At 41.1% G+C, this 26,321-nt stretch carries 22 protein-coding genes; 13 read left to right on the top strand and 9 right to left on the bottom strand.

Annotation, left to right across the window (positions count from 1 at the left end; genetic code table 11):
* Window positions 1-105: 105 nt before the first annotated feature.
* Complete coding sequence (locus tag CLV57_RS06760) at window positions 106-3,129, bottom strand: glycosyltransferase family 117 protein (RefSeq protein ID WP_100340552.1); 3,024 nt, start codon at window positions 3,127-3,129, stop codon at window positions 106-108.
* A 157-nt stretch (window positions 3,130-3,286) separates the two neighbouring features.
* Here CLV57_RS06760 and CLV57_RS06755 point away from each other — a divergent pair, with 157 nt between their 5' ends.
* The 5 genes from CLV57_RS06755 to CLV57_RS06735 all read left to right on the top strand — a co-directional run bounded on the left by CLV57_RS06755 (window position 3,287) and on the right by CLV57_RS06735 (window position 9,722).
* The gene (locus CLV57_RS06755; RefSeq protein WP_100340551.1) at window positions 3,287-4,474 is read left to right on the top strand and encodes an endo-1,4-beta-xylanase; all 1,188 of its coding nucleotides are present in this window, start codon (window positions 3,287-3,289) and stop codon (window positions 4,472-4,474) included.
* A 210-nt stretch (window positions 4,475-4,684) separates the two neighbouring features.
* Entirely contained in the window at window positions 4,685-5,845 is a 1,161-nt protein-coding gene (locus tag CLV57_RS06750; protein WP_100340550.1) for an esterase, read from the top strand.
* Window positions 5,846-5,864: 19 nt separating this feature from the next.
* Window positions 5,865-6,944 carry an esterase gene (locus CLV57_RS06745; protein WP_100340549.1) on the top strand — a complete coding sequence of 360 codons (1,080 nt, stop codon included), beginning with the start codon at window positions 5,865-5,867 and terminating at the stop codon, window positions 6,942-6,944.
* 27 nt (window positions 6,945-6,971) lie between these two features.
* The gene (locus tag CLV57_RS06740) at window positions 6,972-7,907 is read left to right on the top strand and encodes a poly(ethylene terephthalate) hydrolase family protein (protein WP_211290032.1); all 936 of its coding nucleotides are present in this window, start codon (window positions 6,972-6,974) and stop codon (window positions 7,905-7,907) included.
* A 291-nt stretch (window positions 7,908-8,198) separates the two neighbouring features.
* Window positions 8,199-9,722 (top strand): glycoside hydrolase, encoded by a 1,524-nt coding sequence (locus CLV57_RS06735; protein ID WP_100340548.1) that lies wholly within the window; start codon window positions 8,199-8,201, stop codon window positions 9,720-9,722.
* Between the two features lie 230 nt (window positions 9,723-9,952).
* Here CLV57_RS06735 and CLV57_RS06730 read toward each other — a convergent pair whose 3' ends face one another.
* From CLV57_RS06730 to CLV57_RS06720, 3 genes are all read right to left on the bottom strand, one after another.
* Window positions 9,953-10,294 carry a hypothetical protein gene (locus CLV57_RS06730; protein ID WP_157799086.1) on the bottom strand — a complete coding sequence of 114 codons (342 nt, stop codon included), beginning with the start codon at window positions 10,292-10,294 and terminating at the stop codon, window positions 9,953-9,955.
* A 263-nt stretch (window positions 10,295-10,557) separates the two neighbouring features.
* Window positions 10,558-11,748: an NHL repeat-containing protein gene (locus tag CLV57_RS06725; protein WP_100340546.1), complete on the bottom strand. Its 1,191-nt coding sequence runs from the start codon at window positions 11,746-11,748 to the stop codon at window positions 10,558-10,560.
* Window positions 11,749-11,777: 29 nt separating this feature from the next.
* On the bottom strand, window positions 11,778-12,812 hold the full coding sequence (locus tag CLV57_RS06720; protein WP_100340545.1) for a LacI family DNA-binding transcriptional regulator: 1,035 nt from the start codon (window positions 12,810-12,812) through the stop codon (window positions 11,778-11,780).
* A gap of 133 nt (window positions 12,813-12,945) precedes the next feature.
* Here CLV57_RS06720 and CLV57_RS06715 point away from each other — a divergent pair, with 133 nt between their 5' ends.
* Entirely contained in the window at window positions 12,946-14,451 is a 1,506-nt protein-coding gene (locus CLV57_RS06715; RefSeq protein ID WP_100340544.1) for a xylulokinase, read from the top strand.
* 40 nt (window positions 14,452-14,491) lie between these two features.
* On the top strand, window positions 14,492-15,823 hold the full coding sequence (xylA, locus tag CLV57_RS06710; RefSeq protein WP_100340543.1) for a xylose isomerase: 1,332 nt from the start codon (window positions 14,492-14,494) through the stop codon (window positions 15,821-15,823).
* Between the two features lie 103 nt (window positions 15,824-15,926).
* On the opposite strand, the gene CLV57_RS06705 is transcribed toward xylA, so the two are convergent.
* Window positions 15,927-16,484: a hypothetical protein gene (locus CLV57_RS06705; RefSeq protein ID WP_100340542.1), complete on the bottom strand. Its 558-nt coding sequence runs from the start codon at window positions 16,482-16,484 to the stop codon at window positions 15,927-15,929.
* Between the two features lie 138 nt (window positions 16,485-16,622).
* Here CLV57_RS06705 and CLV57_RS06700 point away from each other — a divergent pair, with 138 nt between their 5' ends.
* The 4 genes from CLV57_RS06700 (at window position 16,623) to CLV57_RS06685 (ending at window position 20,930) form a co-directional block, all read left to right on the top strand.
* Window positions 16,623-17,339 carry a hypothetical protein gene (locus tag CLV57_RS06700; protein WP_100340541.1) on the top strand — a complete coding sequence of 239 codons (717 nt, stop codon included), beginning with the start codon at window positions 16,623-16,625 and terminating at the stop codon, window positions 17,337-17,339.
* A gap of 237 nt (window positions 17,340-17,576) precedes the next feature.
* A complete protein-coding gene (locus tag CLV57_RS06695; protein ID WP_100340540.1) occupies window positions 17,577-19,253 on the top strand; it encodes a sodium:solute symporter family transporter in 1,677 nt (558 codons plus the stop codon).
* 118 nt (window positions 19,254-19,371) lie between these two features.
* Entirely contained in the window at window positions 19,372-20,433 is a 1,062-nt protein-coding gene (locus CLV57_RS06690; RefSeq protein WP_100340539.1) for a type III polyketide synthase, read from the top strand.
* Between the two features lie 2 nt (window positions 20,434-20,435).
* A complete protein-coding gene (locus CLV57_RS06685) occupies window positions 20,436-20,930 on the top strand; it encodes an isoprenylcysteine carboxyl methyltransferase family protein (RefSeq protein ID WP_100340538.1) in 495 nt (164 codons plus the stop codon).
* 32 nt (window positions 20,931-20,962) lie between these two features.
* On the opposite strand, the gene CLV57_RS06680 is transcribed toward CLV57_RS06685, so the two are convergent.
* The gene (locus CLV57_RS06680) at window positions 20,963-22,081 is read right to left on the bottom strand and encodes a WD40/YVTN/BNR-like repeat-containing protein (protein WP_100340537.1); all 1,119 of its coding nucleotides are present in this window, start codon (window positions 22,079-22,081) and stop codon (window positions 20,963-20,965) included.
* Window positions 22,082-22,185: 104 nt separating this feature from the next.
* Here CLV57_RS06680 and CLV57_RS06675 point away from each other — a divergent pair, with 104 nt between their 5' ends.
* Window positions 22,186-23,076 carry a winged helix-turn-helix domain-containing protein gene (locus tag CLV57_RS06675; protein WP_100340536.1) on the top strand — a complete coding sequence of 297 codons (891 nt, stop codon included), beginning with the start codon at window positions 22,186-22,188 and terminating at the stop codon, window positions 23,074-23,076.
* A gap of 128 nt (window positions 23,077-23,204) precedes the next feature.
* On the opposite strand, the gene CLV57_RS06670 is transcribed toward CLV57_RS06675, so the two are convergent.
* The 3 genes from CLV57_RS06670 to fbaA all read right to left on the bottom strand — a co-directional run bounded on the left by CLV57_RS06670 (window position 23,205) and on the right by fbaA (window position 25,280).
* Window positions 23,205-23,642, bottom strand: coding sequence for a GNAT family N-acetyltransferase (locus CLV57_RS06670; RefSeq protein ID WP_100340535.1), 438 nt, complete (start codon window positions 23,640-23,642; stop codon window positions 23,205-23,207).
* Window positions 23,602-24,108 carry a low affinity iron permease family protein gene (locus CLV57_RS06665; RefSeq protein WP_100340534.1) on the bottom strand — a complete coding sequence of 169 codons (507 nt, stop codon included), beginning with the start codon at window positions 24,106-24,108 and terminating at the stop codon, window positions 23,602-23,604. The genes CLV57_RS06670 and CLV57_RS06665 overlap by 41 nt, the downstream gene beginning before the upstream one ends.
* A 92-nt stretch (window positions 24,109-24,200) precedes the next feature.
* The gene (gene fbaA, locus CLV57_RS06660) at window positions 24,201-25,280 is read right to left on the bottom strand and encodes a class II fructose-bisphosphate aldolase (protein ID WP_100340533.1); all 1,080 of its coding nucleotides are present in this window, start codon (window positions 25,278-25,280) and stop codon (window positions 24,201-24,203) included.
* A 168-nt stretch (window positions 25,281-25,448) separates the two neighbouring features.
* Here fbaA and accD point away from each other — a divergent pair, with 168 nt between their 5' ends.
* Complete coding sequence (gene accD, locus CLV57_RS06655) at window positions 25,449-26,294, top strand: acetyl-CoA carboxylase, carboxyltransferase subunit beta (RefSeq protein WP_100340532.1); 846 nt, start codon at window positions 25,449-25,451, stop codon at window positions 26,292-26,294.
* Window positions 26,295-26,321 lie beyond the last annotated feature (27 nt).

Here is a 26,321-nt window from a genome sequence, read left to right as displayed (position 1 = left end):
TGTATAAATATAGAGAAATCAATGCAACTTAACGGATGGAACATTTGGAGAGAACCCACATTATGTTTTTACAATACATAAAAACAAGGCCACTGCTTATTTGTTTTAATCGGCTTTGGCTAAAACTTTTTCAAATGCGCTGTTGTAACCTTTAACCTTATTTTCTAATGTTTTAGCTAAGGGTAAGTTATCATGCTCTTTATTTAATCGAGATAATTCTGTAAGTATTTTTATCCCTTCTTCCACGTTATAACTGTTAACTGTTCCTCCGTGCAATTGACGGGCGTTATAATCTAAAATATCGGTAACGTAGGTAATTATACCATTGGCCATACTTTGGGCGATACTATTTTGTTGTAACTGATAAGCCAGCCGCGCTACATTTAAACGGGTATCTGCCGAGCGCATGTCAGCAAATATAGCAGGCATTTCGCTATCATATTTGCGGATAACCTTTACGGCTAAATCAGATCTGCCTTCCTTTATCAATTCTTCGGCCAGCAAGGTAAACGCTGCCGTGGTAACAGCATAGAACATGGTTCGGCTCTCATCATCCAGATACCGCGCGTGCTTATAATTACCAAACCTGAATTTGTTCATCAGGTTATTATACATTACCTGCGTATTTACTTTATGAGTCTGGTCGGCAAGTGAAGTATCCGGCTTTAATGGTAATAATCTGTAGGTAAAACCCTCTCTATACAGGTAATTTTGTAAACCTACAAGGTTACCATTCCCTATCGTAACAGTAAAACAAACCGGGCGTTTCCAGTTGTTATGGGCAAGTATATCCAGTATAGCCAGATCATCCTTCATTACAAAATCAGCATTATATTGCCACACTAAGCTATCTGCTAACAACGGAGTTTGCCCCGCACTCAAAACATTATTTTCAATGACAGCATTTTTCTCAAGGGTTATTTTCAGGTTTTTTGTTGGGAGGATGTTAAACATAGCACCGCTTTGACCTTTCATTGCTGTACTGTCCGAAGTGATGTACTTAAATATGTCACTTAGTTCAGCGCTTCCTTCCTCGCCGTTATCCCTGTAAAAAACCACATCGCGCACTCCGGTTTTATATTTGTTGAAAGGCATGGTGATAGGCAACGGAGCCGATTCGTTCATTTTTCCCTGCATCTGCCGTATGTACCAATCTGCCGATAGCAGGCTGATATTAACCACCCTTACATCCGGGCGTATATTTTCCACTTCCTGGGCATACCACAGCGGGTAGGTGTCGTTATCGCCATAGGTAAATAAAATAGCGTTAGGCGGGCATGATATAAGGTAATTATAAGCCATATCGCGCGCCACTGTTTTCGTTGACCTGTCGTGTCCGCGCCATTCGGTACAAGCCATTAAAACCGGCACCAGCAAAAAAGTTGCGGCAATTGAACCAATAATGGCCCTATTTTCATTAAGCCATTTTTTTAAATAGGTAGCCAATGCTATCACACCTAACCCTACCCAAATGGCAAATGCGTAAAACGAGCACACGTAAGAGTAATCGCGTTCGCGGGGCTGCACAGCAGGCTGGTTAACATACAGCACAATAGCCATCCCGGTAAAAAACCACAGCAAAACAACCACCAGTGCATCGCGCTTACTGTTACGAAAATGAAACCACATCCCCAGCAACCCAATTGCCAAAGGCAAACCGTATAATGGCATATAATTAGTACCGCTTGTAACCGATTTGGGAAGCTGTTTAAAGCCATCCAAAATCCCGGTAGTCCAATCGCCGTTAACATATCCTTTTAGGCCCCCCATGCGCTGCTGACCGTCCATTTCATTTACCCTGCCGGCAAAATTCCACATAAAGTAGCGCACATACATTTGATAGGTTTGCCAGCTTAAAAAGAAGCCTATGTTGTCAATAAAATTAGGTGCCCTATCCTCCGGTATGCGTTGCCACTGCCTGTAAAACTGCGGATCATCACCATCGCGACTGTATATTCTCGGAAAAAAGGTATTATGATCAAAAACATACTTGGGTCGCACGCCCGATTCTTCGTAGCGCTTCTCCCCTTTTATATACATCTTTCCGGCATCCTTGCGCTCAACAATTTCGGCATCAAAATACGGCCCATACAACAACGGCATTTGCCCGTATTGATCACGGTTCAAATAGCTGTTCAGCGTAAAAGCATTATCCGGATTTGAATTATTGAGATTTGTGTTAGCAGTGGCTCTTATAGGGATGTAAACAAACGAGCCGTAACCAAAGTAAATAAAAGCCACGCACAACAAAGCCAGGTTAAGCCCAGGTTTTTGTTTTTTTATACTGTAGATGATGCCGGCAGCTAAAGTCATCACCAGCAATACAAAAAACAATATTGCCCCGATGTTAAAGCCAAAACCGAGGGAGTTTACAAAATACAGATCAACATAAGCGGCCGCCTTAATAGTATACTGCCTTATGCCAAATTGTACCAACGCAAGTATAACAACGCTAACGGCAAATGCTATGAGTACTTTTTTTATACTCATTACCTTATTGCGACGGTTAAAATAAACCAACGTAATGGCAGGTATGGTAAGCAAATTAAGCAGGTGTATGCCTATGGATAAGCCTATAATGTAAGCAATAAATATGAGCCATTTATCGGCATCAGGTTCGTCAGCTTGCCCATCCCACTTCATAATAGCCCAAAACACAACCGAGGTACAAAGCGCCGATAAAGCAAAAACGATAGTCTCAACGGCAGAGAACCAAAACGTATCAGAAAAAGCAAAGCATAGGGCGCCTGTTAGGCCTGCGCCCATTATCAACATGGTTTGCTGTTGCCCGTTCCATTGCGTCGCGGTTTTTGAAAGAAGTTTTTTGGCAAGGGCAGTTATTGTCCAGAACAAAAACATAACAGTAGCCGCGCTGGCCATAGCCGAACCCATATTGGTAAAGTAAGCCACTTTAGTTCGGTCGCCGAATGATAACAACGAAAACACCTTGCCCAGCATGGCAAACAGCGGGTAACCCGGCTGGTGCGATACCTGTAAGCGATACGCACATGAAATAAATTCGCCGCAGTCCCAAAAACTTACGGAAGGCTCCAATGTGAGCGTGTAGGTTACAGCGGCAATGGCAAAACACAGCCAGCCTAAAATGTTATTAAGTTTTTTATACTGCATGGGGCATTTGGGCTGTAAATATACAAATAGCCACCGGGGTTTAATCGTGGCATTATAGCGGTTACTAACCGGCAACTAACTGATATGTTACAATAAGCATTTTTTTGGGTATATATAAATCCCTTTCTTTACGGCTTAGTCTCTATTTAAGCCGACCATGAATAAATTGAAGAAACTTTTAACAGTATGTATTGCCGCCTGCTGTTTGGCAGATACCGCTCCTGTTATGGCCCAGGCGCTGAAAGATGTTTATAAAGATGCTTTTGTAGTTGGAGCTGCTATTACTCCATTTATTACGCAGCCACGCAGTAAGCAAATGCTTGATACTTTGCTTAAACACTTTAATGCGGTAACCATTGAAAACGACATGAAACCTGAGCGTATTAACCCACGCCCGGGTGAGTATAACTGGACCGGCGCTGACCAGTATGTTGAGTTTGGCGAGAAAAACAAAATGTTTATTGTAGCGCATACTTTGGTTTGGCACAATCAAACACCCGACTTCTTTTTCACTAACGCCGAAGGCAAGCCCAATACTAAAGCGCAACAATTAGAGCGCATGCGCAGCCACATTGAAGCTGTTGCGGGGCGTTACAAAGGGCGCGTACATGCCTGGGATGTGGTTAACGAAATTATTGGCGAAGACGGCAATTACCGCCCAACCAACTGGAACAATATAGTTGGCAGCGGCGACACGGTTGTTAAATACGCGTTTAAGTATGCACAACAGTACGCACCAAACACCGAACTTTATTATAATGACTTTAACATGTGGCGCCCCGAAAAACGAGACGCTGTGGTGCGCATGGTTAAAATGCTGCAGAAAGAAGGTATACGAATTGATGGCGTAGGCATGCAGGGGCACTGGGGCCTGAACTATCCGGAAAATAAATACATTGAAGACGCTATAAACGCTTACTCAGCTTTAGGCGTTAAAGTAATGATAACCGAGCTGGACATTGATGTGTTACCTGTTACAAAAGAGGCGCAGGTAACTGGTAAGCTTTTTGAAGACAAGCAATTTCAGTTGCCTGAGTTTAAAAAGTTTCTTGACCCCTACCGGGATGGTTTACCTGATGACGTTCAGGCGCAGCTAACTAAACGGTACGAAGAGTTGTTTGACATTTTTTACCGCCACCGCGACCAGATTGCGCGTGTAACGTTCTGGGGTATGCAAGATGGCCAAAACTGGAAGAATAACTATCCGGTTCCGCGCCGCATCAACTACCCGTTAATTTGGGACAGGCAATGGAATCAAAAACCTGCTTTAAAAGCCATACTTAAGATACCTAAAAAAGTGGGCTCTGCAAAAGCCACTCCTCCAACGGGTTCAAAGAAATTTTAAATTACTTCAAAGCAAAACGCTATCCTGATCGGGATAGCGTTTTTTATGTGATGACCATATGTTATTACGAGTTATTAACCATGTTGGGAAATAAATTTTATCTTTTTTGTTACTAAGTCAATTTCGATTGTATTTTTGACACTTAATATACAATAAAACTAAACCTGCTATTTGGCCCAACCTTATGGCATTGTAAACCAATAACTTAAAATGAAACAAAACAAAGCTTTGAGAACGCTGCTTGTTTGTCTGCTCTGTTTACCAATACTGGTAAAAGGGCAACCGCCACGTGGCCCATTGGCTCCTCCACCAAAAATCAATGCCGACAAAACCGTAACCTTTACTTACATAGCGCCAAACGCAAAGGATGTGAAGCTGAGCGGTCAGTTTTTAACGGGTGGCCCTTCAGCCATGACCAAAAATGCGCAAGGTTTTTGGACAGTGACTGTTGGCCCTGTAAAGCCTGATATTTATCCTTACAATTTTGTGGTAGATGGCATCAACGTGATGGACCCTGCCAACGAATATTTCTTCCCTAACGAACGCTTTAAAGGCAGCTTGCTGGATGTTCCGGCTGATGAGCCTTTGGTACATGCATTGAAAGACGTTCCGCATGGCTCTGTTACTTATGAGTACTACCCGGGCGTACAAAATACAACCGGTTCGTTAGTAGTATATACTCCACCGGGTTATGACAAAAATAAAAACACTAAATACCCAGTCTTTTACCTGATCAGCGGCACAACCGATACTGAGGAGGCTTTCTTTAAAGTAGGCAAAGTAAACCTGATTTTAGATAACTTAATTGCCGAGGGCAAAGCAAAGCCAATGATCATAGTAATGCCTAACGGTAACATTGAGGCCCGCGTAGCCGACCAAAAAGGTGGCTTAAAGCCTGCTGATCCCGCCGGACGCGAAAGCGAAGAAGCGGTTACCCGTGCAAAAAACTTTGCCGGCGATCTTGTTGGAAACGTTATCCCTTACATTGAGAAGAACTATCGTACACTAACCGGTGCTAATAACAGGGCTATTGGTGGTTTCTCACGTGGTGGAGGCGAAACTCTACGCACAGCTCTGGGCAACATGGATAAATTTGCTTATGTATGTACTTACAGCGCCTACCTATCGCCTGCAGAAATGGAGAAAGAATACAAAGACGTAGCAGGTAAACCACAGGTTACCAACCAAAAATTCAAGCTGTTTTGGGTAAGCGTAGGTACAGAGGATTTCCTGTATAAATCAACGGTTGAGTTTTTAGATTATTTAAAAGCACACAACGTAAATTACAAAAGCCTCATCACCGGCGGTGGCCATACCTGGATGAATGTTAAAACTTACGTTGCCGCCACAACACCATTGCTATTTAAATAAACTATCAAAGAAACCAAAAATGAAAAAGATATTCAACCTGCTTATTTTGGTGGTTTTTGCCAGTTTTACGGCAATGCCACAGGCACGTGCTCCATACCCAATATCGCCTGAAGTTAAGGCTGATAACAGCACTACCTTCAGGTTCTTGGCTCCAAATGCAAAAGAAGTTTTGCTTACAGGCGAGTTTTTAAAGGAAAAACAGGCCATGACCAAAGATGACAAAGGCGTTTGGTCAATTACGGTTCCCAACATTAAACCTGATATTTACCCATATGCCTTCGTAGTAGACGGTATTCAGGTGGCTGACCCTAACAATACCGATATATTTGCTAATGAGCGTTTTAAATTTAGTCTGGTTGATGTTAAGGGCAGTACACCGCTCATACACGCGCTAAAGAATGTGCCACATGGCAAAGTTACCTACCGTTTATACAAATCAAATGCAACCGGCACAACCCGCCAGCTATTGGTTTATACGCCTCCCGGTTTTGATCCGGCGGGTTCAAAAAAATATCCGGTATTGTATTTAGTTCATGGGGGATCTGATACGGAAGAGACCTGGACCAAAGTGGGCAAAGCTAACCTGATAGCAGATAACCTGATAGCAGAAAAGAAAGCGGTACCCATGATCATTGTGATGCCTTATGCCAATGTGCGCCCGGCACCAATGGGGAAATTCGCTGATGATGTGGTAGATAATATTATTCCGTTTATTCAGTCTAACTACCCTGTGTTGACAGATCAGCCTAATCGTGCTATTGCCGGCTTCTCGGTAGGCGGTGGCCAAACTATGGAAATCGGCATCATGAACCCGGATAAGTTTGCTTATGTAAGCGCTTATGCTCCATACCCTGAAACACAGGAGTTCAGGCAGGTTTTTGGCGACTGGAAACCAGATGCTGCCAAATTGAATAAGCAGTTTAAGCTGTTTAGTTTTAGCGTTGGCACCGAAGACTTCCTGTACGAAAGCACTTTAAAAAACATGGCGATGTTTAAAGAGAAGGGGGTGAAATATGAATCGCTTGTGGTACCAGGCGGCCATACCTGGATGAACTGTAAATTGTATCTTACCAACACGCTTCCACGCCTATTTAAATAGTATATAACAATCATTATATAGAACATCATGAACAAGAAATTTTCGTTTTTAGTTGGTGTAGCCCTGGCTGGTTTGGCTTTGGTCAACTCAGCATCGGCGCAAGCCCCAACTCAGGCTCCGGCAACGGCATCAGCTACCCGTACTACTTCAAGGGTTATTGAAGATGGCGGCACCGGCCCTTACAAAGCTATCGCTTTACAAGAGGCTTCATTGCCTACGCATACCGTGTTCCGCCCGCAGGATCTGAGCGCTTTCGGTAACAGCCGTAAGCTGCCAATTATAGCCTGGGGTAACGGCGCATGTGCTAACTCACCATGGGAGCATGTAAACTTCCTGTCGGAAGTTGCATCGCATGGCTTTTTAGTAGTGGCTATAGGTCCGCTGCCTTTGGCTGGAGAAAAAGCAAGCGGCCCCATGTCAAAATCAACACAGTTAACTGATGCTATTGACTGGGCCATCGCACAAAACAGTAATAAACAGAGTCCGCTTTACGGCAAAATTGATATTAGTAAAATTGCGGTTAGCGGCATGTCATGCGGTGGTTTGCAAACTCTTGAAATGGCACCTGATAAACGCGTAACTACAGCGGTTATTTACAACAGCGGTTTGTTTGTGGTGCGTAACAGCGGCGTTGGCGGCATGCCCGATCTGCCTAAAGAACACCTTAAAAAACTACATACTCCTACCCTTTATGTTTTAGGCGGCGAAAAAGATATTGCCTATGCTAACGGTATGGATGATTTTAAAAACATTAACCATGTGCCTGTTTTTGTTGCCAATATGGACGTTGGCCACGGCGGCACCTACGGACAGCCTCACGGCGGCGAGTTTGCTAAAGTTGCTACCGCGTGGTACAAATGGCAATTAAAAGGCGATAAAGAAGCGGGTAAATGGTTTACCGGCAACCCTCCGGGCCTTGCAGCTGATAAAAACTGGAAAGTTGATAAAAAGAATTTGCCGTAAACATCGGCGTCAAGAACTTTAGTTTTTGATTTGGGTGCTCCGGGCGCAAGGCTTGGGGCATTTTTTATGCCTTAACTTTTAAAGGGGGGGCTCAGAGCCAATGACAGGATCTTGTCAGCGCGTTGGGCAGCCGGCGTACCATCGTCTCACTGTGTATGTGAGACGATTTGAAACGATATTTTTCACAAATAGCTAACTAACAGCTATTTAATAAATATAAGTGAAACGAAAATGAAACGGGTGAAACGATTTTCCGGTTGCTTTTTATAGCTTAGCTATAAATTCATCTTCATGAAAACATTTACAATCAGGCTTTTAAGCGGTTGGGCAGGTGCATTAATTGGCGCAGTGTTATTGAGCTCCAACGCATTTGCGCAGGTTAAAAAGTTAACGGTACGCATTAACACAGCAAAAACCTATCAAATCATTGAAAACTTTGGCGCGTCGGATGCCTGGGCGGGTCAATTCATCGGGCAATGGCCGGAAAACAAGAAGAATGAAATAGCTGATCTGTTATTTAGCAATGCTACCCGTAAGGATGGCTCACCTGTAGGAATTGGCTTGTCTATGTGGCGGTTTAACATTGGTGCCGGCACCACCGAACAGGGCACAGCCAGCGGTATAAAAGACGACTGGAAACGCACCGAATCGTTTTTAACTGCCGACGGGAGTTATGATTGGACAAAGCAAAGTGGCCAGATCTGGTTTTTAAATGCTGCTAAAAAGCGTGGCGTAAAGCAATTTCTGGGCTTCTCTAATTCGCCGCCTGTAAACTATACGCTTAATGGTAAAGGTTACTCAAGTGATGGAAAGGCAAACATTGCAAAGGAGCGATATGATGACTTTGCCGGATATCTTTCAACCACTGTTAAAGGTATCAGCCAATTAACCAATATCAATCTTGACTATATAAGCCCTGTAAATGAGCCGCAATGGGATTGGAAAGACGGCAAACAGGAAGGCAGCCCTTTTACCAATGAAGAAATTTACGGCGTAGTAAAAGCTATAGACCAATCGTTCATTCAGAATAATATAAAGTCGAAAATAATTATAGGGGAAGCCGGCAAGATAGACTATTTGTACAGCAGGGCTGATAAAGGCAGCAGAGGTATGCAAATAGCAGAATTTTTCAAACCACAGTCGCCAAGATACATTGGTAACTTGAAAACGGTTGCACAAACCATCACCGCGCATAGTTATTTTACCACATCGCCAAAGCAAACATTAATAAAAGGCAGAACTACATTAGCCGATAGTGTTGCTAAAATACCAGGGCTAAGCTTCTGGCAGTCTGAATATTGCATTTTGGGCGATAATGATGGTGAAATAAAAGGTAACGGGCGCGATTTAGGCATGGATGCGGCGCTTTATGTAGCTAAGGTGATCCATACTGATATAACCGTGGCCAACGCAACAGCCTGGCAGTGGTGGCTGGCCATATCTCCTTATGACTATAAAGACGGACTTATTTACATTGACAAAAACAAAACCGACGGAAATTATTACGCCAGCAAAATGTTGTGGGTATTGGGTAACTACAGCAGGTTTATAAAACCAGGTTACGTACGTTTTGATGTGAAGCCAACAACCGAATTGCCGGAGAAGGTAATGCTATCTGCCTACAAGCATAACAAACAGTTAACTGTGGTTATAATAAATGCCGATAGCGAAGATTATGAGTTAGAGATTGAAAAGATGAAAGTTGATGCTGCTTATGAAACTTCTGAGCAAAATGAATTAAAAATAAGCAAACCCGTAAAGAAAGTAAAGGTTAAAGCGCGGTCCGTTTTAACTTTAACCGGTAGTGCGCGTTAATTCTTTATTCAGATTTCCGCTGTTCCCTTTTCTGGTTGAAGTTTATCAACTTCGACCTAAAATGTATTAAGCTTTCAGCTTAACGTTATAACAGTCCAAAAATAGTTAAGTCAAACTATGTTACGCAAGCAGAATACTTGCCTTATTTGGGGACGAAGTTATAAACTTCGACCAGTTTGGGGGGGAGTTCATAAACTTTAACCAGTTGGGAAATTTATAAGATTATAAAGCTATTTATCAAACAATCCAGGTAACACTTCATAATAATCTTTCTTGTAATCTTTTTCTTTAACAGAAACCAGACTTACTGAATACTCAAAAAGTTTAAAGTTAAACCGAAAAGGAATCTCTGAATCAAAAAACGTCCTGTGCTTTTTGTAAAGGGGTTTGTTTATAGAATAAGCGCCGGATATATTGTCAAATAAAAACCTTTCGTTTAAAATTTCTTCCGAAAATATTTTTTCCCACACTGCATAATCAATATGTGAAACGTTTATAAATCCAAAAGGATACTTATCATTTTTCAAGACGACTTCGAGCAATGCTTGGTAATACTCCTTTTCTCTTTCCATATCGAAACAATATCAGTGTAATGTATATGTAGTAATGATACTTTTCTGGCCGAAGTTTACAAACTTCGTACTAAAATGTGTTAAGCTTTCAGCTTAACATTATAACAGTTGCAAATAGTAAGTCAATTATGTTACGCAAGCAGAATGCTTGCCTTATTTTGGGACGAAGTTTAACTTCGACCAACTTGGTGGACCGACAGAGACGCTTGAAAAGGGTATATCAGCAAAGGATGTTTTACGATTAGATTTACTTTCTATGCTCACTATTTCCTTTTGAAGACAACTATTCTATTAGCATACATATCCGTAACAATCAAATCTCCTTTAGTACTTATTGCAATACCGGGACTTACGCTTGTCAGGTCTCCAATTCCAATTTTTTCAATCACTTCTCCGTTAACATCCGTTTTAATTACATAAGCTGATGATCCGATAAATAAGCTTTCTCCATCGGTTTTAACACAGTATCCGGGAGCTCCAACGTTGATTGACTTTATATATGAGCCCGATATAGAATAAACATTTACAAAAGAAGTTGTTGAACTTGACACGTAAATTTTGTCTTTTAAATAACAAATTCCCCATGGGTGATCTAATGAAGACGCGCCGCTATTGCCAAATTTCAATAAAAAATTTCCGTCTTTGTTAAATTTTTGTACACTGTTACGAAGTTGATCAACAACATAAATATTACTTTCATTATCTGAGCATATTTGTCGGGTATTACCAAATTTGCCGTCACCATCCCCTTGCCCCAAAGGACCAAATGATTTAATAACTTTCCGATCCGGACTCAGAATACTTATATTATTTGAACTTTCATTAATGTGCGTAACTACAATGTTGCCATTGGGTAAAAAACACATTCCTCGGGTGCCTGAGCCAGATGCGTTAAAAAAGTTTTCTATGTAATTACCCTCCGGGTCAAATTTCTGGATGCGTGGTATGTTTTCGTCACTTACATATATATTACCAAAATTGTCCGTTTCTACATTTGTCGCAAATTGAAACTGCTTTATAGCATAGCCTTCAGAACCAAAAGACGTGTATTTATTATATGTTTTTCCTGACGTATAACCATAATCAATGTCACTGAAATCACTAAACTCTGTAGTACTGTTATAAACTTTGACCTTGTAAAAATATTTAACCAAGGCATTACCAACCAAGTCATCAACGGTAGTTTCCTGCGTTTCTTTAAACAATATATATTGTTTAGCAGCATCATCATATTTAAATACTTGATACTTTTTTGCCAAAGGGATTGCTACCCAAGAGATAACAACTTTTGTTCCCCAAACACCTTTTGTTGCGCTTACAGAGATAGGTCTGTCTATTTTAGTAATGGGTACTTCTGCCGGTTTGTTACCGGTATTATTATTGGAAGCTTCTTTTTTACAACCGTAGGCAGTAAATAGAATGATAACGATGATTAGTTTTAAATTTTTTAGCATAGTGATAAGCGTTGATTCAAAGGTAAATCTTATTTAGCATTCCTCAACGTAGAAGACCTAATAATCAATTCCGGCTTTAAACTGATCACTTTAGGCTGTCGGATGGTTTCCGTATTCTTTGCTTCCTCAAAATACAAATTGGCAATGGTGCGGCCCATATGTATACTGAACTGATCTATAGTGGTGATAGAAGGGTTGGTTAACTCGGTAAAAGCCTCATTGGCGTAACCGCAGATGCCTAATTGCTCAGGCACGCTGATGTTCATATCATGCGCTACATCCAATACGCCTAAGGCAGAGAAATCTGACGTTGAGGCGAAAATGGCATCGGGCGGATTGGGCAGACTTAACAGCTTGCGCGTTGCTTCGGCACCCAACTCCTTTGTCCAGGCATTCTTCATTACCAGTTCTTCGTCAATTTCAATATTATGTTTTTGGAGGGCACGTAAATAGCCGTTGCGGCGTTGTTTAAAAATATCCAGATTTTGAGGCCCCTCTAATAAAGCTATACGCCGGTAACCTTGCTGTATCAAATGCTCAACGGCCTCCATAGAGGCTTGCTCGTTGTCGTTGATCACTTTCAGCGTTTCCAGTTCGGTAGCTACACGGTCAAACTGAATAAGTTGTATACCGTGGCTTATTACGTTTCTAAGATGGCTTATATCGTCAGTCTCAACCGACATGGAGATAATTATACAATCAACATGCTGATCAACCAGCGCGTTAACACACTTGATCTCTTTAGCTACCGACTCGTTAGACTGGCAGATAATGAGGTTATAATTTTGTTGATTGGTAACCTCCTCCAAACCGGCAATAACATTAGAGAAAATGTTTTGATTGATACGCGGCACCACAACCCCTATTGTATGGCTTTTGCCCATACGCAGGTTAGATGCCAGTATGTTCCGTTTGTAATTAAGCTCGGCTGCAGTTTTAAGTACCAGCTTTTTGGTTTCTTCGTTTACGTGGCTGCTGTTGTTTAACGCCCGAGATACCGACGATGCCGTAATGTTCAGCTTTTCGGCAATATCATAAATGGTAACTCGCTTTTTAGGTTTCATTGAAATTATTACAAATATGATAAAAATAATTGCCTGCAATCGATTGCATATTAAAAAAAAGATTTAATTTCGTAGCACGGACCAGCATAAGCACAACCGTTACGAATAAATTTACAATTAACTTATATATAGCATGTTACTTCTCGGAATAGATATAGGCACATCATCAGTAAAAGCATCTGTTGTTGATTCTGCAACGCAAAAAACCATTGCGTCTGCAACTTACCCTGATACCGAGTCGCCTATAACGTCGCTGCAATTAGGCTGGGCAGAGCAATCTCCGGAGATGTGGTGGCAGCAGGCGCAACAAGCTATTGGCTTGTGTAACAGCACTCAAAAATACGATCCGACAGATATTGCCGCTATTGGTATTGCTTACCAGATGCACGGCCTTGTATTGGTTGATAAAGAACAAAAATTATTACGCGACAGTATTATCTGGTGCGATAGCCGCGCTGTAGAAATTGGCGACGAAGCTTTTGATGCTATTGGTCATGAAGTTTGTTTATCGCATTTATTAAACTCTCCGGGCAACTTTACCGCGTCAAAACTGGCCTGGGTAAAAAAGAATGAGCCGGAAATATACAATCAGATAGATAAAATTATGCTGCCCGGCGATTACATCGCCATGAAGCTAACAGGTAGCATAACCACTTCCATATCTGCCCTTTCAGAAGGCGTGTTCTTTGATTTTAAGAACAACAGCATCTCTAAAGAAATAATTGATTATTACGGATTTGAAGAAAGCTTCTTCCCGGAGATCAAACCGGTATTCTCTAACCATGGCGAAGTTAACAATACTATTGCCGACAAATTGGGCCTTAAACCAGGCATCCCGGTATCCTACAAAGCAGGAGACCAGCCTAACAACGCCCTTTCATTAAATGTATTGAACGCAGGCGAAGTTGCTGCTACAGCTGGTACTTCAGGCGTTATATACGGTGTGAGTGATGATCTGACTTATGATCCGCAATCTCGCGTTAACACCTTTGCACACGTTAATTATACCGAAGAAGAGAAACGTACCGGCGTATTGCTTTGTATAAATGGTACAGGAAGTATGTATCGCTGGACCAAAAACCTGTTCGGCTCTGCAGTTAGCTATCAGCAAATGAACGAGATAGCCAACCACGCTCCTATTGGTTGCGATGGCTTGCGCATTTTGCCTTTTGGTAACGGTGCCGAACGCATGCTGAACAACGAGTTGGTTGGTGTACACTTCCACCATATTGATCTGAACCTGCATACCCAGGCACACATTTTCCGTGCGGTACAGGAAGGTATTGCCTGCGCGTTCCGTTACGGTGTTGACATTATGCGCGAGAATGGCATGAGTCCACGAGTTATTCGCGCGGGTAAAGCCAACCTTTTCCTGAGCGACCTTTTCGCGCAAACTTTTGTTAACGCTACCGGCATCCCGGTTGAGTTATATAAAAACGATGGCAGCGTTGGCGCGGCATTAGGCGCCGGTATTGGCGCTAATATTTTCAGCAGCCCGGCCGAAGCATTCAGCAACATGAAACCGGTACAACTGATAGAGCCTACATCAAAAATGTTTGAGCCGGTTTACCAAGAATGGAAAGGCTTGCTTACACAGCAATTGAATATATTACAGCAAAAACAAAGCATACAAGCATAATTAACAACCATAAAATTTTAAGTAATTAACAAATAATCTAATGGGAAAAATAGTAACAGGCGAGAAAGAATTCTTTAAAGGAATTAGCCAGATCAAATTTGAAGGATTGGAGTCAGACAATCCGTTGGCGTTTCGCTGGTATGATGAAAACAGAGTTGTAGCCGGTAAAACAATGAAAGAGCACTTCAAATTTGCGGGTGCTTACTGGCATTCATTTGTTGGTAATGGCGCTGATCCTTTTGGTGGCCCTACTCACAACTTTGAATGGGACCAAAAAGCTGATGCTGTTGAGCGCGCTAAAGACAAAATGGACGCTGCATTTGAGTTCCTTACAAAATTAAACCTGCCTTACTACTGCTTCCATGATGTGGACGTGGTTGATTACACTAACGACATTAAAGAAAATGATCGTCGTTTACAGGCACTAGTTGAGTATGCTAAGCAAAAACAAGCTGAAAGCGGTGTTAAATTGCTTTGGGGTACTGCTAACCTGTTCTCACACGCCCGTTACATGAACGGCGCTTCTACCAACCCTGATTTTCATGTGTTAACACATGGCGCTGCTCAGGTTAAAGCTGCTTTAGATGCTACTATTGCTTTAGGTGGCGAAAACTACGTATTCTGGGGTGGTCGTGAAGGTTACATGAGCCTTTTGAACACTAACATGAAACGTGAGCAAGAGCACTTAGCTAAATTTTTACATACAGCGAAAGATTACGCTCGTAAACAAGGCTTTAAAGGTAACTTCTTTATTGAGCCAAAACCTTGTGAGCCTACTAAACACCAGTACGATTATGACAGTGCTACCGTGTTTGGTTTCTTACAGAAATACGATCTGTTAAACGATTTTAAGATCAACATAGAAGTTAACCACGCTACTTTGGCTGGTCACACTTTCCAACACGAGTTGCAAGTTGCTGCTGACGCAGGCTTGTTAGGTTCAATTGATGCTAACCGTGGTGATATTCAAAACGGATGGGATACTGACCAGTTCCCTAACGACATTAACGAATTAACAGAATCAATGTTGATCATTCTTGAAGCCGGTGGTTTACAAGGTGGTGGCGTTAACTTTGACGCTAAGATCCGCAGAAACTCAACAGATCCTGCTGATCTGTTCTACGCTCACATTGGTGGTATGGACATTTTTGCCCGTGCATTGGTAACTGCCGACGCTATCCTGCAAAAATCAGAATACAAAAAGATCCGTGCCGACCGTTACGCATCTTACGATAGCGGTAAAGGTAAAGAGTTTGAAGAAGGCAAATTGTCTTTAGAAGACCTGCGCGAATACGCTATTCAAAACGGTGAGCCTGCTGTAACAAGCGGCCGTCAGGAATACTTAGAAAACCTGATCAACCGTTACATCTAATCAAATTAGATATTGACCATATCAAAGCCGTTTCTGAAAAGGAACGGCTTTTGTATTTTTATTCTCACCCTTGTTAAGTGAGCATTGTCAGGAAATGAATAGATTAAAAATTCTCAAAAATTTCATCAATCATATCTTCACTATCTAAATTAAGTATAGCATTGCCAAGCTTTATTTGGCCTTTTCCAACAGCAATTGCTGCAAGTGCGACTGATATTATGGATAATTCCAATTCGTTGTTTAGGAATTCTTGCGCAAGGCCCACCAAATCTTTTAATGCGCTTTCATAGGATAAAACAAGAGCTTTAGGCAATGCTGGATTGTTATTTCTGTGTCGTTCAATCTCAATTACAGAAACTAACCCGAGAACATTTTCGTCAACACTTTTCTTCTCCTTTGTTATCCTGACTAAATGCGGAACGGCATAATAAGATGCCAATCCAACATCTCCCTGATGGTGTAACTCATTCCAAAGTTCCTGATAAACATGGTCAGCCTCATGCTTAGTAGTTGCCGTTTCCAAACGTAATAATGCCCCGGAAGGGTTATAAAAGCTGCCTTTATACCCACCTTCTAACGCATTCCAAAGTGGGCTTGCTAAATCAAGCAATGGTTCATTAAATGGCTTTTTCTGAAAGATATTACTAAGGTTGAAGGTCATATTCGATTTTTATTAAAGATACTATTATTCCACATTGATGACTGTACCAATCAATGTTAGTTCTTTCACATCCATCTACAAAAATAATTTTCATGATGGCAATAAAGTTTTAACTTTGCAAAACAAAGTACTTTTATAATGAACTATATCGGCAAATTAGATAGCTTGCATCTAACGGTTAGGCAAAACAAATGGTTCAATTACTTCACAGTATTTAACCGCATTGCGTTGGCAGCAGGTTTTTTACCTGCCGGATATGTAAAAATTATTGGTGAACGCTTTACCGATCTGCATAATAATCAACCCATGGGGCACTATTTGGAGGCGCTGCATCATACCGGTTACTACTATACTTTTATAGGTATTTTACAAATGCTGGCCGGGGCGCTTTTGCTTATTCCCCGCACAGCATTATTGGGTGTACTCATTTACTTTCCTATCATACTAAACATTTGCATTCTGTCGCTGGCGGTACGTTTTGAGGGTTCATTGCTGACCGCGCCTTTAATGGTAACATCATGCATTTATTTGCTTTGCTGGGATTACCACAGATTGAAGTTTATCCTGTTCCCAAATGCACAGTTTACCCCTACACCAAAAACTATTGATAAGAAAATTCCTTTTAAATTTTTTGCAGGTGTGTTCGCTTTCCTGGTGTTATTTGTTTTCACCATAACGCATATGTTCGACCTGATGCCGCGCAACACGGTTGCCGACTGCAAAACGCAATGCGATGACGCCAAAAATCCGGGGGCTTGCAACGTGTTTTGTGAATGCATTCATAACGACGGGATGCCTTTTGATAAAGCGCTGGATAATTATCATGAAGCGGCAGATAAGGCGGAGAAGAAATAGACGTGTGGCGTTAACTGACGGTAAAAAGTAAACGTATTAATTTTTAATTACAAATTAGAAAACGTTCAAGCCAGGTTATAACCAGAAAGTTAAATTCAGTCTCCGTTTTGAATATAAAAACAACGAAAACCATTTCGTGTAAAAAATACAAGTAATGCAATAATATTTGCCTGGTGCTGTTGCTAATGCGTAACATAAAGGTTATAATTGCTACAAAAAAAAACCAATTATATTAACATGAAAGAATTAGCTATTGGCGATTGGGTAGTATTCCTAATTTACTTCGTTATCGTCGCTGCCTACGGTTTATGGGTGTACAACCGTAAAAAAGTCGTGGGTGTATCTTCATCAAAAGATTACTTTTTAGCCGAGGGTTCGCTTACCTGGTGGGCTATCGGTGCATCACTTATCGCATCAAACATTTCTGCCGAACAATTTGTGGCCATGAGCGGCAACGGCTTTACCATGGGTCTGGCCATATCTACTTACGAGTGGATGGCGGCATTAACCCTGGTTATTGTGGCCGTTTTCTTTATTCCGGTTTACCTGAAGAATAAGATCTTTACCATGCCTCAGTTTTTGCATCAGCGTTATAACAGCACTGTAGCAATGATCATGGCTGTTTTCTGGCTTTTACTTTATGTTATAGTTAACTTAACTTCCATACTTTACCTTGGAGCTATTGCTATACACGGAATATCGGGCATTAACTTTGGCGTTTGTATAGGTTTGTTAGCGGTGGTTTCTATCATCATCACCTTAGGTGGTATGAAGGTAATTGGTTTTACAGACGTTATACAGGTGTTTTTCCTGATATTAGGTGGTTTGGTTACTACTTACATTGCTGTAAATCAGGTTGCCGAGCATTATGGTCAAAGCGGTTTAATGAGCGGCTTAAAATTAATGCACGACAATTATAACGACCACTTCCACATGATTTTAGATCGCGACAACAAAAGCTATGGCGATTTACCAGGCTTAACCGTGTTGTTAGGTGGTATGTGGATTGTAAACCTTAACTACTGGGGTTGTAATCAATACATCACGCAGCGTGCTTTGGGCGCTGACTTAAAAACTGCACGTGGCGGTATCTTATTCGCAGCATTCCTTAAATTATTAATGCCGGTAATTGTGGTATTACCCGGTATTGCTGCTTACGTGTTGTTTAAGGAGCAGGTATTTGATCCGCAAAGCGCTGCAAGCGTTGGCGAAAATGCCGATAACGCTTACCCCGTGTTATTGAACTTGTTACCTTCAGGTATTAAAGGGTTAGCTTTTGCAGCCTTAACAGCTGCGGTAGTTGCTTCATTAGCAGGTAAAGCCAATAGTATTGCAACCATTTTTACGCTTGACATCTACAAAAAGAAAATTAACCCTGAAGCCAGCGAGAAAAACCTGGTTACTGTAGGTAAAGCCACTGTAGTTATTGCTATGGCATTAGGTGTTATTATTTCACCTTTCCTGGGTATTGATAAAAAAGGTGGTTTCCAGTTTATTCAGGAGTACACAGGCTTCGTATCTCCGGGTATTTTCGCCATGTTCTTCTTAGGCTTCTTCTGGAAAAAAGCATCATCAAACGCAGCTTTATTTGCTACTATAGGTGGTTTTGGCATCTCGGTATTCTTTAAGTTCTTACCTAAGTTTGCTGATCTTTCAGGCTTATACAACATTGGTTTTGCTTACAAAAATGCGCAAAGCGGTTTGTGGGAAATTCCTTTCCTTGACCGTATGGGTATCACCTTTGTTCTTTGTATGATAGCCATGATCGTTATCAGCTTAATTGATGCAAGCCGTGGCAAGAAAACCAACGGTTTGGAAGTTGATTCTTCTATGTTTAAAACAACCGGTGGCTTTGCTGCAGGCGCGTTGATCATTATTGGTATTTTAGTGGCGCTTTACACTGTGTTCTATTAATCAATTTTAAATCCATATACAAAAAAGCTGCCCGCATGGGCAGCTTTTTTTATTTACAAACAAAAGGGGTGTAGTAGCGCTTTTATAATAACTTACATAACATTCGCACTATAAATTTATGCCTCATATAGCAGCAACCGCTACGGTTACCTTTCCATTTAAAACACAACAGCAAGCGGTTAAACAGCAGGCCCATGCTATGTTTTCGGCCAATTTCCCGCAAACTGATAGACTGATCTTTGCTTTCGATAATACTGAAATCATTACCCGCAACTTTTGCAAACCATTAGAGTGGTACGGCCAGCCCACAACGTTTGAAGAACGCAACGCCGATTTTCAGAAAATTGCGTTAGAATATTCTGTTAAAGCCGTTGAAGATTGTATTGCAAGGGCAGGCATTAACAAAGATGAAATAACCGATATATTATTTGTGACTACCACCGGTTTGGCTACACCGAGCATGGATGCTTTAATAGTAAACGCCATGCGCTTAAACCCCAACATTAACCGTACACCTATATGGGGTTTGGGTTGTGGTGGTGGTGTTTCGGGTATGGCTAAAGCGGGTACGGTAGCTATTGCTAATCCGGATGCTGTGGTGTTGCTGGTAGCGGTAGAACTATGTTCGCTTACGCTGATGAAAAATGATTACAGCAAGAGCAATTTCATCGGCTCCAGCCTGTTTTCTGACGGCGTGGCGGCTTGCATTGTTAAAGGCGACAATCACCCTCACCCCGCAGCTAAAGTTGATTACATAGCCGCCAGCAGTAAACTGTACTATGATTCATTAGATGTAATGGGCTGGGAATTTAAGGACACTGGCTTTAAGGTTTTATTCTCTAAAGATATCCCTACCTTTATTAATGAGAATGTAAAACAGGATATTGGTGAGTTTCTGCAAAAACACAATTTGCAATTGAGCGACATCAACAACTTTATATTTCATCCCGGAGGAAAAAAGGTGTTAGATGCCTACACCAAGGCCTTGCAGGTAGAGGGCGATTTTTTGAAACATACCCGCGAGGTGATGAATGATAACGGCAACATGTCAAGCGCTACGGTTTTATACGTACTTGATAAGTTTATTAACGACGGCTTTGAAGATGGCTATGGTTTAATGATGGCTATGGGCCCGGGTTTTTCAAGCGAGATGGCTTTGCTTAAACTATCAAACAACTAATAATGTACTTCTATATATTTTTGGCTTTTCTGATCACTCAACGCTTGTCGGAACTATACATAGCGCGCCGGAATGAAAAGTGGTTGCTAAGTCAGGGCGCTATACAATACGGACAGGATCACTACCCTTTCATGGTGGGTATGCATACCTTATTTGTTATTTCATTAATAGTGGAGTACAATTTACGGGATGATACACCTTTCAATTATTACCTGTTACTGGCATTTATAGCCGTACTATCTTTCAAATTTTGGGCGCTATCATCATTAGGCAAATACTGGAATACTAAAATATACCGCGTACCCGGCGTATACCCTGTAAAAAAAGGACCCTATAAAATATTCAAGCATCCTAACTATATGGAGGTGGTGTTGGAAATAGCTATCATTCCTTTAGTGTTTAATCTTTACTACACCGCCATTATATTCTCTATCCTCAATGCGGCAATGCTTTATGTGCGCATAAGTGTAGAAAATAAGGTTTGGGCTGATAAGTAGCTTGCGCAAACCTTATTTATTGTAAATATGCTTCAACAACCTTTGTTTGGCATGATATAAAGTGTACTGCCGCCCACAGTTAAATTGAAGCCTTTGTTCTGTGCATCAGGAAGCGCCAATTTCGTCCATGTTTTGCCCATGTCTGATGACCGGTATATGCCATCTGAGCGGCCACATACCAAGTATTTACCCATCTGTTTAATAGCAAAAATATTGGGTGAAGATTTTATCAATCCTATTCTTTTCATAAATAAACTATTCCAGGAAGGCTGAAGCTCGGCTCCTATTTCATTCCATGTTTTCCCGTTATCCTGCGAAATGTGTATCGTATTGGTCTTTGTTACAACATTCTCAACTATAGTGGCAAATCCGCCGGTTAAAGGTTCTACAGCAATACCAAGGCCACCTTCGCTCAATACATTCTCCCAGCTTTCACCGTTATCGGTTGATCTTAATACTCCGTCTTTTCCTGTTGATAGCAATACTCCATCTTGCTCTACCAATTTCATTCTGCCGTCGCCAACATGCACATGTTTCCAGGTTTTTCCGCCATTAGTTGATCGGAACAAACCGTTATTAGATGAGATAAAAACTGTACCATCCGCGGTTTCAAATACAGAGCGGACTTCTCTTTCTTTATACGTCGTATACATCCAGTCTACCATCTTGTCTAATTGCACAGCTTGTTCTTGAAAATTGGTATACACAGGCACCCATTTATTTGCTCCGTTGATTTTCTTAAGAAATTGGCCGCGAATATTGTAAGCAAGTATGCCGCTATTGGTAGGGACAATGTTACGCTGATTGCCGGGTAAAACGTCTTTTGTCCAGGAAGAAGTTGTTGAATTTGATTCGTTGCGATAAACTCCGTTTCCGGCGCGTACATATATTGCGTGGTCATTAGTGTATAACCCGTCTTGCCACAGGCCTTCCCGCTGCATTCTTTCGGGAAGTCCTTTGCTGATGTCCTGCCATGTTTGGCCGCCATCTGCAGACTTATAGATGATATTGGTAACCGCAGATGTTTTTTCTTCATTTACCGGTTTCTTCTCCTCTTCTTTTTCTTTTAGTGCAAAGGAATTTAACAGGGCTGCAACCAGCAACAAAGCCGGAACAACCGCGAATAATCTTTTAATGTTTTTACTTTTCATGTAGTGTAAAATTTGATTCAGCAAAACTACTTTGACATTTTCCGGGCTAACGAATATGGATTGTAAATAAAATTGTAAACCTTTGTAAATAAAATACTGACAATATGTTAGATAGGTTTAACTCCCTTTTGGGCAAAAGCAAATACATGGCTGCTTTAGTACTTATGCCCTTAATGGCTTTGATATGTATTGCTTTTAGCCTAACTAACACCAGCGATTTTGATTTAGCCAAAAGAGAAATTTTGCTTCGTAAAATTGGTCACGAATTGTTATTGCAATCGCATGATAGTACATCAAGAGTTTTACCTGTAGAAAAGAAAAGTGAGAACGAATTTGAGATAAGGTTTGAGAAAGAACTCATGTTTAAGCCGGAGTCGCTGGTAAAAATAACCCAGAAGATCTTAAATAAAGACGCCTTTGCAAGCGATTACATAGTGAATGTAATTAAATGCGGAACAGAAACGGTAACTTATGGCTACGCCATTTCTGAAAACAAAAAAGATGATATTATAACGTGTAAGGGCCGGGAACAGCCTAAAGCGTGTTATGTAATTAACATTCAATTTAAGCCAAAAAAAGTTGCCTTTACTAAAAATGCCGCTTTGTTAGGAGGCTTGCCGGTTTTGGCATTTGTTGGCTTATTACTTCTAAGATCAGGCAAATCGCGAAAAACTTTGCCCGGCGTTGTGCAGAACGATGTATTTAATATTGGCGAAGTAATATTTAATGCTCCGCTAAAGCAACTTATCATAAACAACAACACTACAGATTTAACCGGAACTGAAACACGCTTATTGCTCATATTCGCATCTTCACCTAATCAAATTATTGAGAGAAGCCGCTTGCAAAAAGAGATTTGGGAAGATGAAGGCGTTATCGTAGGGCGCAGCCTGGATATGTTTATATCTAAACTCCGTAAAAAATTGGAGCCTGCCGGCAATGTGAATATTGTTGTAGTACGGGGTAAGGGGTATAAATTGGAAGTAACTGGATAGATTATTGCTGCCATTCTAAAAGCAGCGAAGAATCGGGTAAACCAAGCTGGTTCAATCGCTTAGATAGCAAATCGTCATCGATCAGAATGACAAATTAAAATCCGAAATCGAACATCCGGATTCCGAAATCAAACTCGCTTTTTCACCATCTTAAAGTGCTGTATCCCTGCCTCTTCAAACTGCTCACCTACCTTTTCAAAACCCGATTTTGCGTATAGTGGCATAGCGTCAATCTGTGCATTAAGGTAAATATAATCTGCATCCGAAGGTAGATCCCTCAAAGCGGTTGATACCATCATGTGGGCCACGCCCTTTCCTCTATGCTGTTTTAATACAGCAAAACGTTCTAATTTATAGCCTAAGTCGGTTTTACGCCAGCGGCAGGCACCGGCAGGCTCTCCATCAACCAACGCCAAAAAATGATGCGAATCTTCTTCGTGCTCCCACTCCAGTTCGGGTGGGCATTTTTGTTCTACTACAAACACCTCCTTACGTATGGCGAAAACGGTTTGCAGCGTTTCAGGATTATTTACTTTGTTTACTTTTATTTCTACTGGCTTTGGCATCTAAATAATGTTGTTTGGTTTTATGTCCGGTTAATTTTAACTGGTGATTCTCTTCAGCAGCATCAATAGAGTGTGTACACAAAATGTCATCTTCCTCCTCGGCCAGGTCTGACAGTTGCTCATAAAACCGATGTAAGCGATCTAATTCCTCCTCGGTCAGGTCTTCAATATCAACCATACGGTTACTGGCTCCCTGATGCGAGGCCAGCAGTTCATTCAGCTTTAAATGAATAGCTTTTGAATCTTTGTTTTGCGTTTTCTGTATCAGGAACACCATTAAAAATGTAACAATGGTTGTACCTGTATTAATAATAAGCTGCCAGGTGTCTGAATACTTAAAAATTGGACCTGTTACCAGCCAAACAATTATAATCCCGATTGCCAATACAAAAGCAGTTGAACTACCCGTTGCATTTGTTGCCCAATTGGCAAACCGTTCAAACAAGTTTTTTTTCTTCTTAGCCATAAACCTCTTACTATATTTTTGCTAAGCTTAAAACTAAAAAAAAGCGCCGATGTTTTTCACATCGGCGCTTTATATAACTTATGTCTTTTAGCTTACAGTTTATCCGTAGCGTTTACACAGTTCAGATCTTCAAAAGCATGCGCTAAACGTTTACCAAAGGTTTCTTCTGCTTTGCGTAACCAAACACGTGGATCATAGTATTTTTTGTTTGGAGAATCTTCACCTTCAGGGTTACCGATCTGGCTTTGAAGGTAACCTTCTTTACCTTTGTAGTAATCTTTAATGCCTTCCCAAAATGCCCATTGCAAATCGGTATCAATGTTCATTTTAATGGCGCCGTAGCTAATAGCTTCGCGAATTTCTTCCTGGCTTGAGCCCGAACCGCCGTGGAACACAAAATTAATAGGTTTATCTTCAGTTAAACCAAATTTGTTTTTAACATACTCCTGAGAGTTATGCAAAATAACGGGCTGTAATTTAACATTGCCTGGTTTATAAACGCCATGCACGTTACCAAAAGCAGCTGCAACCGTAAAACGGTGACTAACTTTTGAAAGGTGTTCGTATGAGTAAGAAACTTCTTCAGGCTGGGTGTATAAACGTGAGCTGTCAACGTCAGAGTTATCTACGCCATCTTCTTCACCACCGGTAACACCTAATTCAATCTCCAGCGTCATGCCCATTTTGGCCATACGCTCCAGGTATTTAGATGATATTTCAATGTTTTCTTCGATAGGCTCTTCAGAAAGGTCAAGCATGTGCGAAGAAAACAGTGGTTTGCCTGTTTCAGCAAAAAACTTCTCGCCGTGCTCTAACAAGCCGTCAATCCATGGTAATAATTTTTTTGCAGCGTGGTCTGTGTGAAGTATAACTGCAACACCGTAATGCTCAGCCAACAAATGCACGTGTTTAGCGGCAGATACACCACCTAAAATACAAGCTTGCAGCTTTGAATTATCTAATGATTTACCTGCATAAAACTGGGCGCCACCATGTGATAATTGTATAATAACCGGTGAGTTAACCGCTTTTGCAGTTTCCATAACCGCGTTAATGGTGTTGGTACCTGTAACATTTACAGCAGGTAAAGCAAACTGGTGTTTCTTTGCCGCTTCAAACAGCTCCTGCACCTGATCGCCATGCAGTACGCCTTTATAATTTTTTAAATCCATAATCAAAGTTTGTAGTGCCGAAGTTAAAATTTAGATGCGAAATATGAGACATGAGACGCGAGTTTTTTCTGAATAAATGTGGTTTACATCTCAAATCTGTTATCTCAAATCTCATATCTACAAAATAATTCGTTTCTTTGCATCAATTTGAAAGAGTTAGAAACAGGTATGAGTTGGTTTAAACGCGAATCAAAAGGGATAATTACTACTACTGAGCAAAAAAAAGAGGCACCTGATGGTATCTGGAACAAATGCCCGCAATGTAAAAAACCCCTCCACTATTCCGAACAAGTTGAAAACCAATACGTTTGCCATTATTGTGGCTATCACCTACGTATAGGTTCAAAAGAGTATTTTTCGGTACTTTTTGATAATAATGAGTTCACGGAGCTCTTCCCTGATATGACATCAGGCGATCCTCTGGAGTTTACAGATTCTAAAAAATATAGCGACAGGTTAACAGAAACCCAGTTTAAAACCGGATTGAAAGATGCTATACGTGCAGGCGTAGGCAAAGTAAACGGACAAGATCTGGTTATTGCCTGTATGGACTTTGGTTTTATCGGTGGTTCAATGGGATCTGTAGTAGGCGAAAAAATTGCCCGCTCTATCGATTACAGCATTGAGCATAAAGTTCCCTTCCTGATGATATCAAAATCAGGCGGTGCACGCATGATGGAGGCAGCTTTTTCGTTAATGCAAATGGCTAAAACTTCTGCAAAACTGGCGCTGTTAGGTCAGGCTAAAATACCTTTCATATCACTACTTACCGATCCTACAACAGGTGGTGTAACCGCATCATATGCTATGCTGGGCGACATTAACATTGCCGAGCCGGGTGCATTAATTGGCTTTGCAGGTCCACGTGTTATTAAAGAAACTATAAAAAAAGATTTACCAAAAGGTTTCCAGACTGCAGAATTTGTACAGGAACACGGATTTTTAGATTTTATAGTTGACCGCCGCGAAATGAAGGAAGAACTAAGCGCTTTCCTTAAAATGATGAAAAATTAAAAGACTTTATAAAATAAAAATGGCTCC

The organism is Mucilaginibacter auburnensis (genome assembly GCF_002797815.1).
In the GTDB taxonomy this organism is placed as follows: Bacteria; Bacteroidota; Bacteroidia; order Sphingobacteriales; family Sphingobacteriaceae; genus Mucilaginibacter; species Mucilaginibacter auburnensis.
The sequence above is the reverse complement of the archived record's forward strand: the minus strand, read 5'-3'. Positions and strand labels throughout refer to the sequence as shown.

Coding starts and splice junctions, on each gene's coding strand:
- xylA (WP_100340543.1), top strand. CDS start 14,492: ATGGGAAAAATAGTAACAGGCGAGAAAGAATTCTTTAAAGGAATTAGC.
- CLV57_RS06720 (WP_100340545.1), bottom strand. CDS start 12,812: ATGAAACCTAAAAAGCGAGTTACCATTTATGATATTGCCGAAAAGCTG.
- CLV57_RS06670 (WP_100340535.1), bottom strand. CDS start 23,642: ATGCCAAAGCCAGTAGAAATAAAAGTAAACAAAGTAAATAATCCTGAA.
- CLV57_RS06675 (WP_100340536.1), top strand. CDS start 22,186: ATGTTAGATAGGTTTAACTCCCTTTTGGGCAAAAGCAAATACATGGCT.
- CLV57_RS06695 (WP_100340540.1), top strand. CDS start 17,577: ATGAAAGAATTAGCTATTGGCGATTGGGTAGTATTCCTAATTTACTTC.
- CLV57_RS06735 (WP_100340548.1), top strand. CDS start 8,199: ATGAAAACATTTACAATCAGGCTTTTAAGCGGTTGGGCAGGTGCATTA.
- CLV57_RS06755 (WP_100340551.1), top strand. CDS start 3,287: ATGAATAAATTGAAGAAACTTTTAACAGTATGTATTGCCGCCTGCTGT.
- CLV57_RS06740 (WP_211290032.1), top strand. CDS start 6,972: ATGAACAAGAAATTTTCGTTTTTAGTTGGTGTAGCCCTGGCTGGTTTG.
- CLV57_RS06700 (WP_100340541.1), top strand. CDS start 16,623: ATGAACTATATCGGCAAATTAGATAGCTTGCATCTAACGGTTAGGCAA.
- CLV57_RS06690 (WP_100340539.1), top strand. CDS start 19,372: ATGCCTCATATAGCAGCAACCGCTACGGTTACCTTTCCATTTAAAACA.
- CLV57_RS06725 (WP_100340546.1), bottom strand. CDS start 11,748: ATGCTAAAAAATTTAAAACTAATCATCGTTATCATTCTATTTACTGCC.
- CLV57_RS06705 (WP_100340542.1), bottom strand. CDS start 16,484: ATGACCTTCAACCTTAGTAATATCTTTCAGAAAAAGCCATTTAATGAA.
- accD (WP_100340532.1), top strand. CDS start 25,449: ATGAGTTGGTTTAAACGCGAATCAAAAGGGATAATTACTACTACTGAG.
- CLV57_RS06685 (WP_100340538.1), top strand. CDS start 20,436: ATGTACTTCTATATATTTTTGGCTTTTCTGATCACTCAACGCTTGTCG.
- fbaA (WP_100340533.1), bottom strand. CDS start 25,280: ATGGATTTAAAAAATTATAAAGGCGTACTGCATGGCGATCAGGTGCAG.
- CLV57_RS06715 (WP_100340544.1), top strand. CDS start 12,946: ATGTTACTTCTCGGAATAGATATAGGCACATCATCAGTAAAAGCATCT.
- CLV57_RS06750 (WP_100340550.1), top strand. CDS start 4,685: ATGAAACAAAACAAAGCTTTGAGAACGCTGCTTGTTTGTCTGCTCTGT.
- CLV57_RS06665 (WP_100340534.1), bottom strand. CDS start 24,108: ATGGCTAAGAAGAAAAAAAACTTGTTTGAACGGTTTGCCAATTGGGCA.
- CLV57_RS06730 (WP_157799086.1), bottom strand. CDS start 10,294: ATGGAAAGAGAAAAGGAGTATTACCAAGCATTGCTCGAAGTCGTCTTG.
- CLV57_RS06760 (WP_100340552.1), bottom strand. CDS start 3,129: ATGCAGTATAAAAAACTTAATAACATTTTAGGCTGGCTGTGTTTTGCC.
- CLV57_RS06745 (WP_100340549.1), top strand. CDS start 5,865: ATGAAAAAGATATTCAACCTGCTTATTTTGGTGGTTTTTGCCAGTTTT.
- CLV57_RS06680 (WP_100340537.1), bottom strand. CDS start 22,081: ATGAAAAGTAAAAACATTAAAAGATTATTCGCGGTTGTTCCGGCTTTG.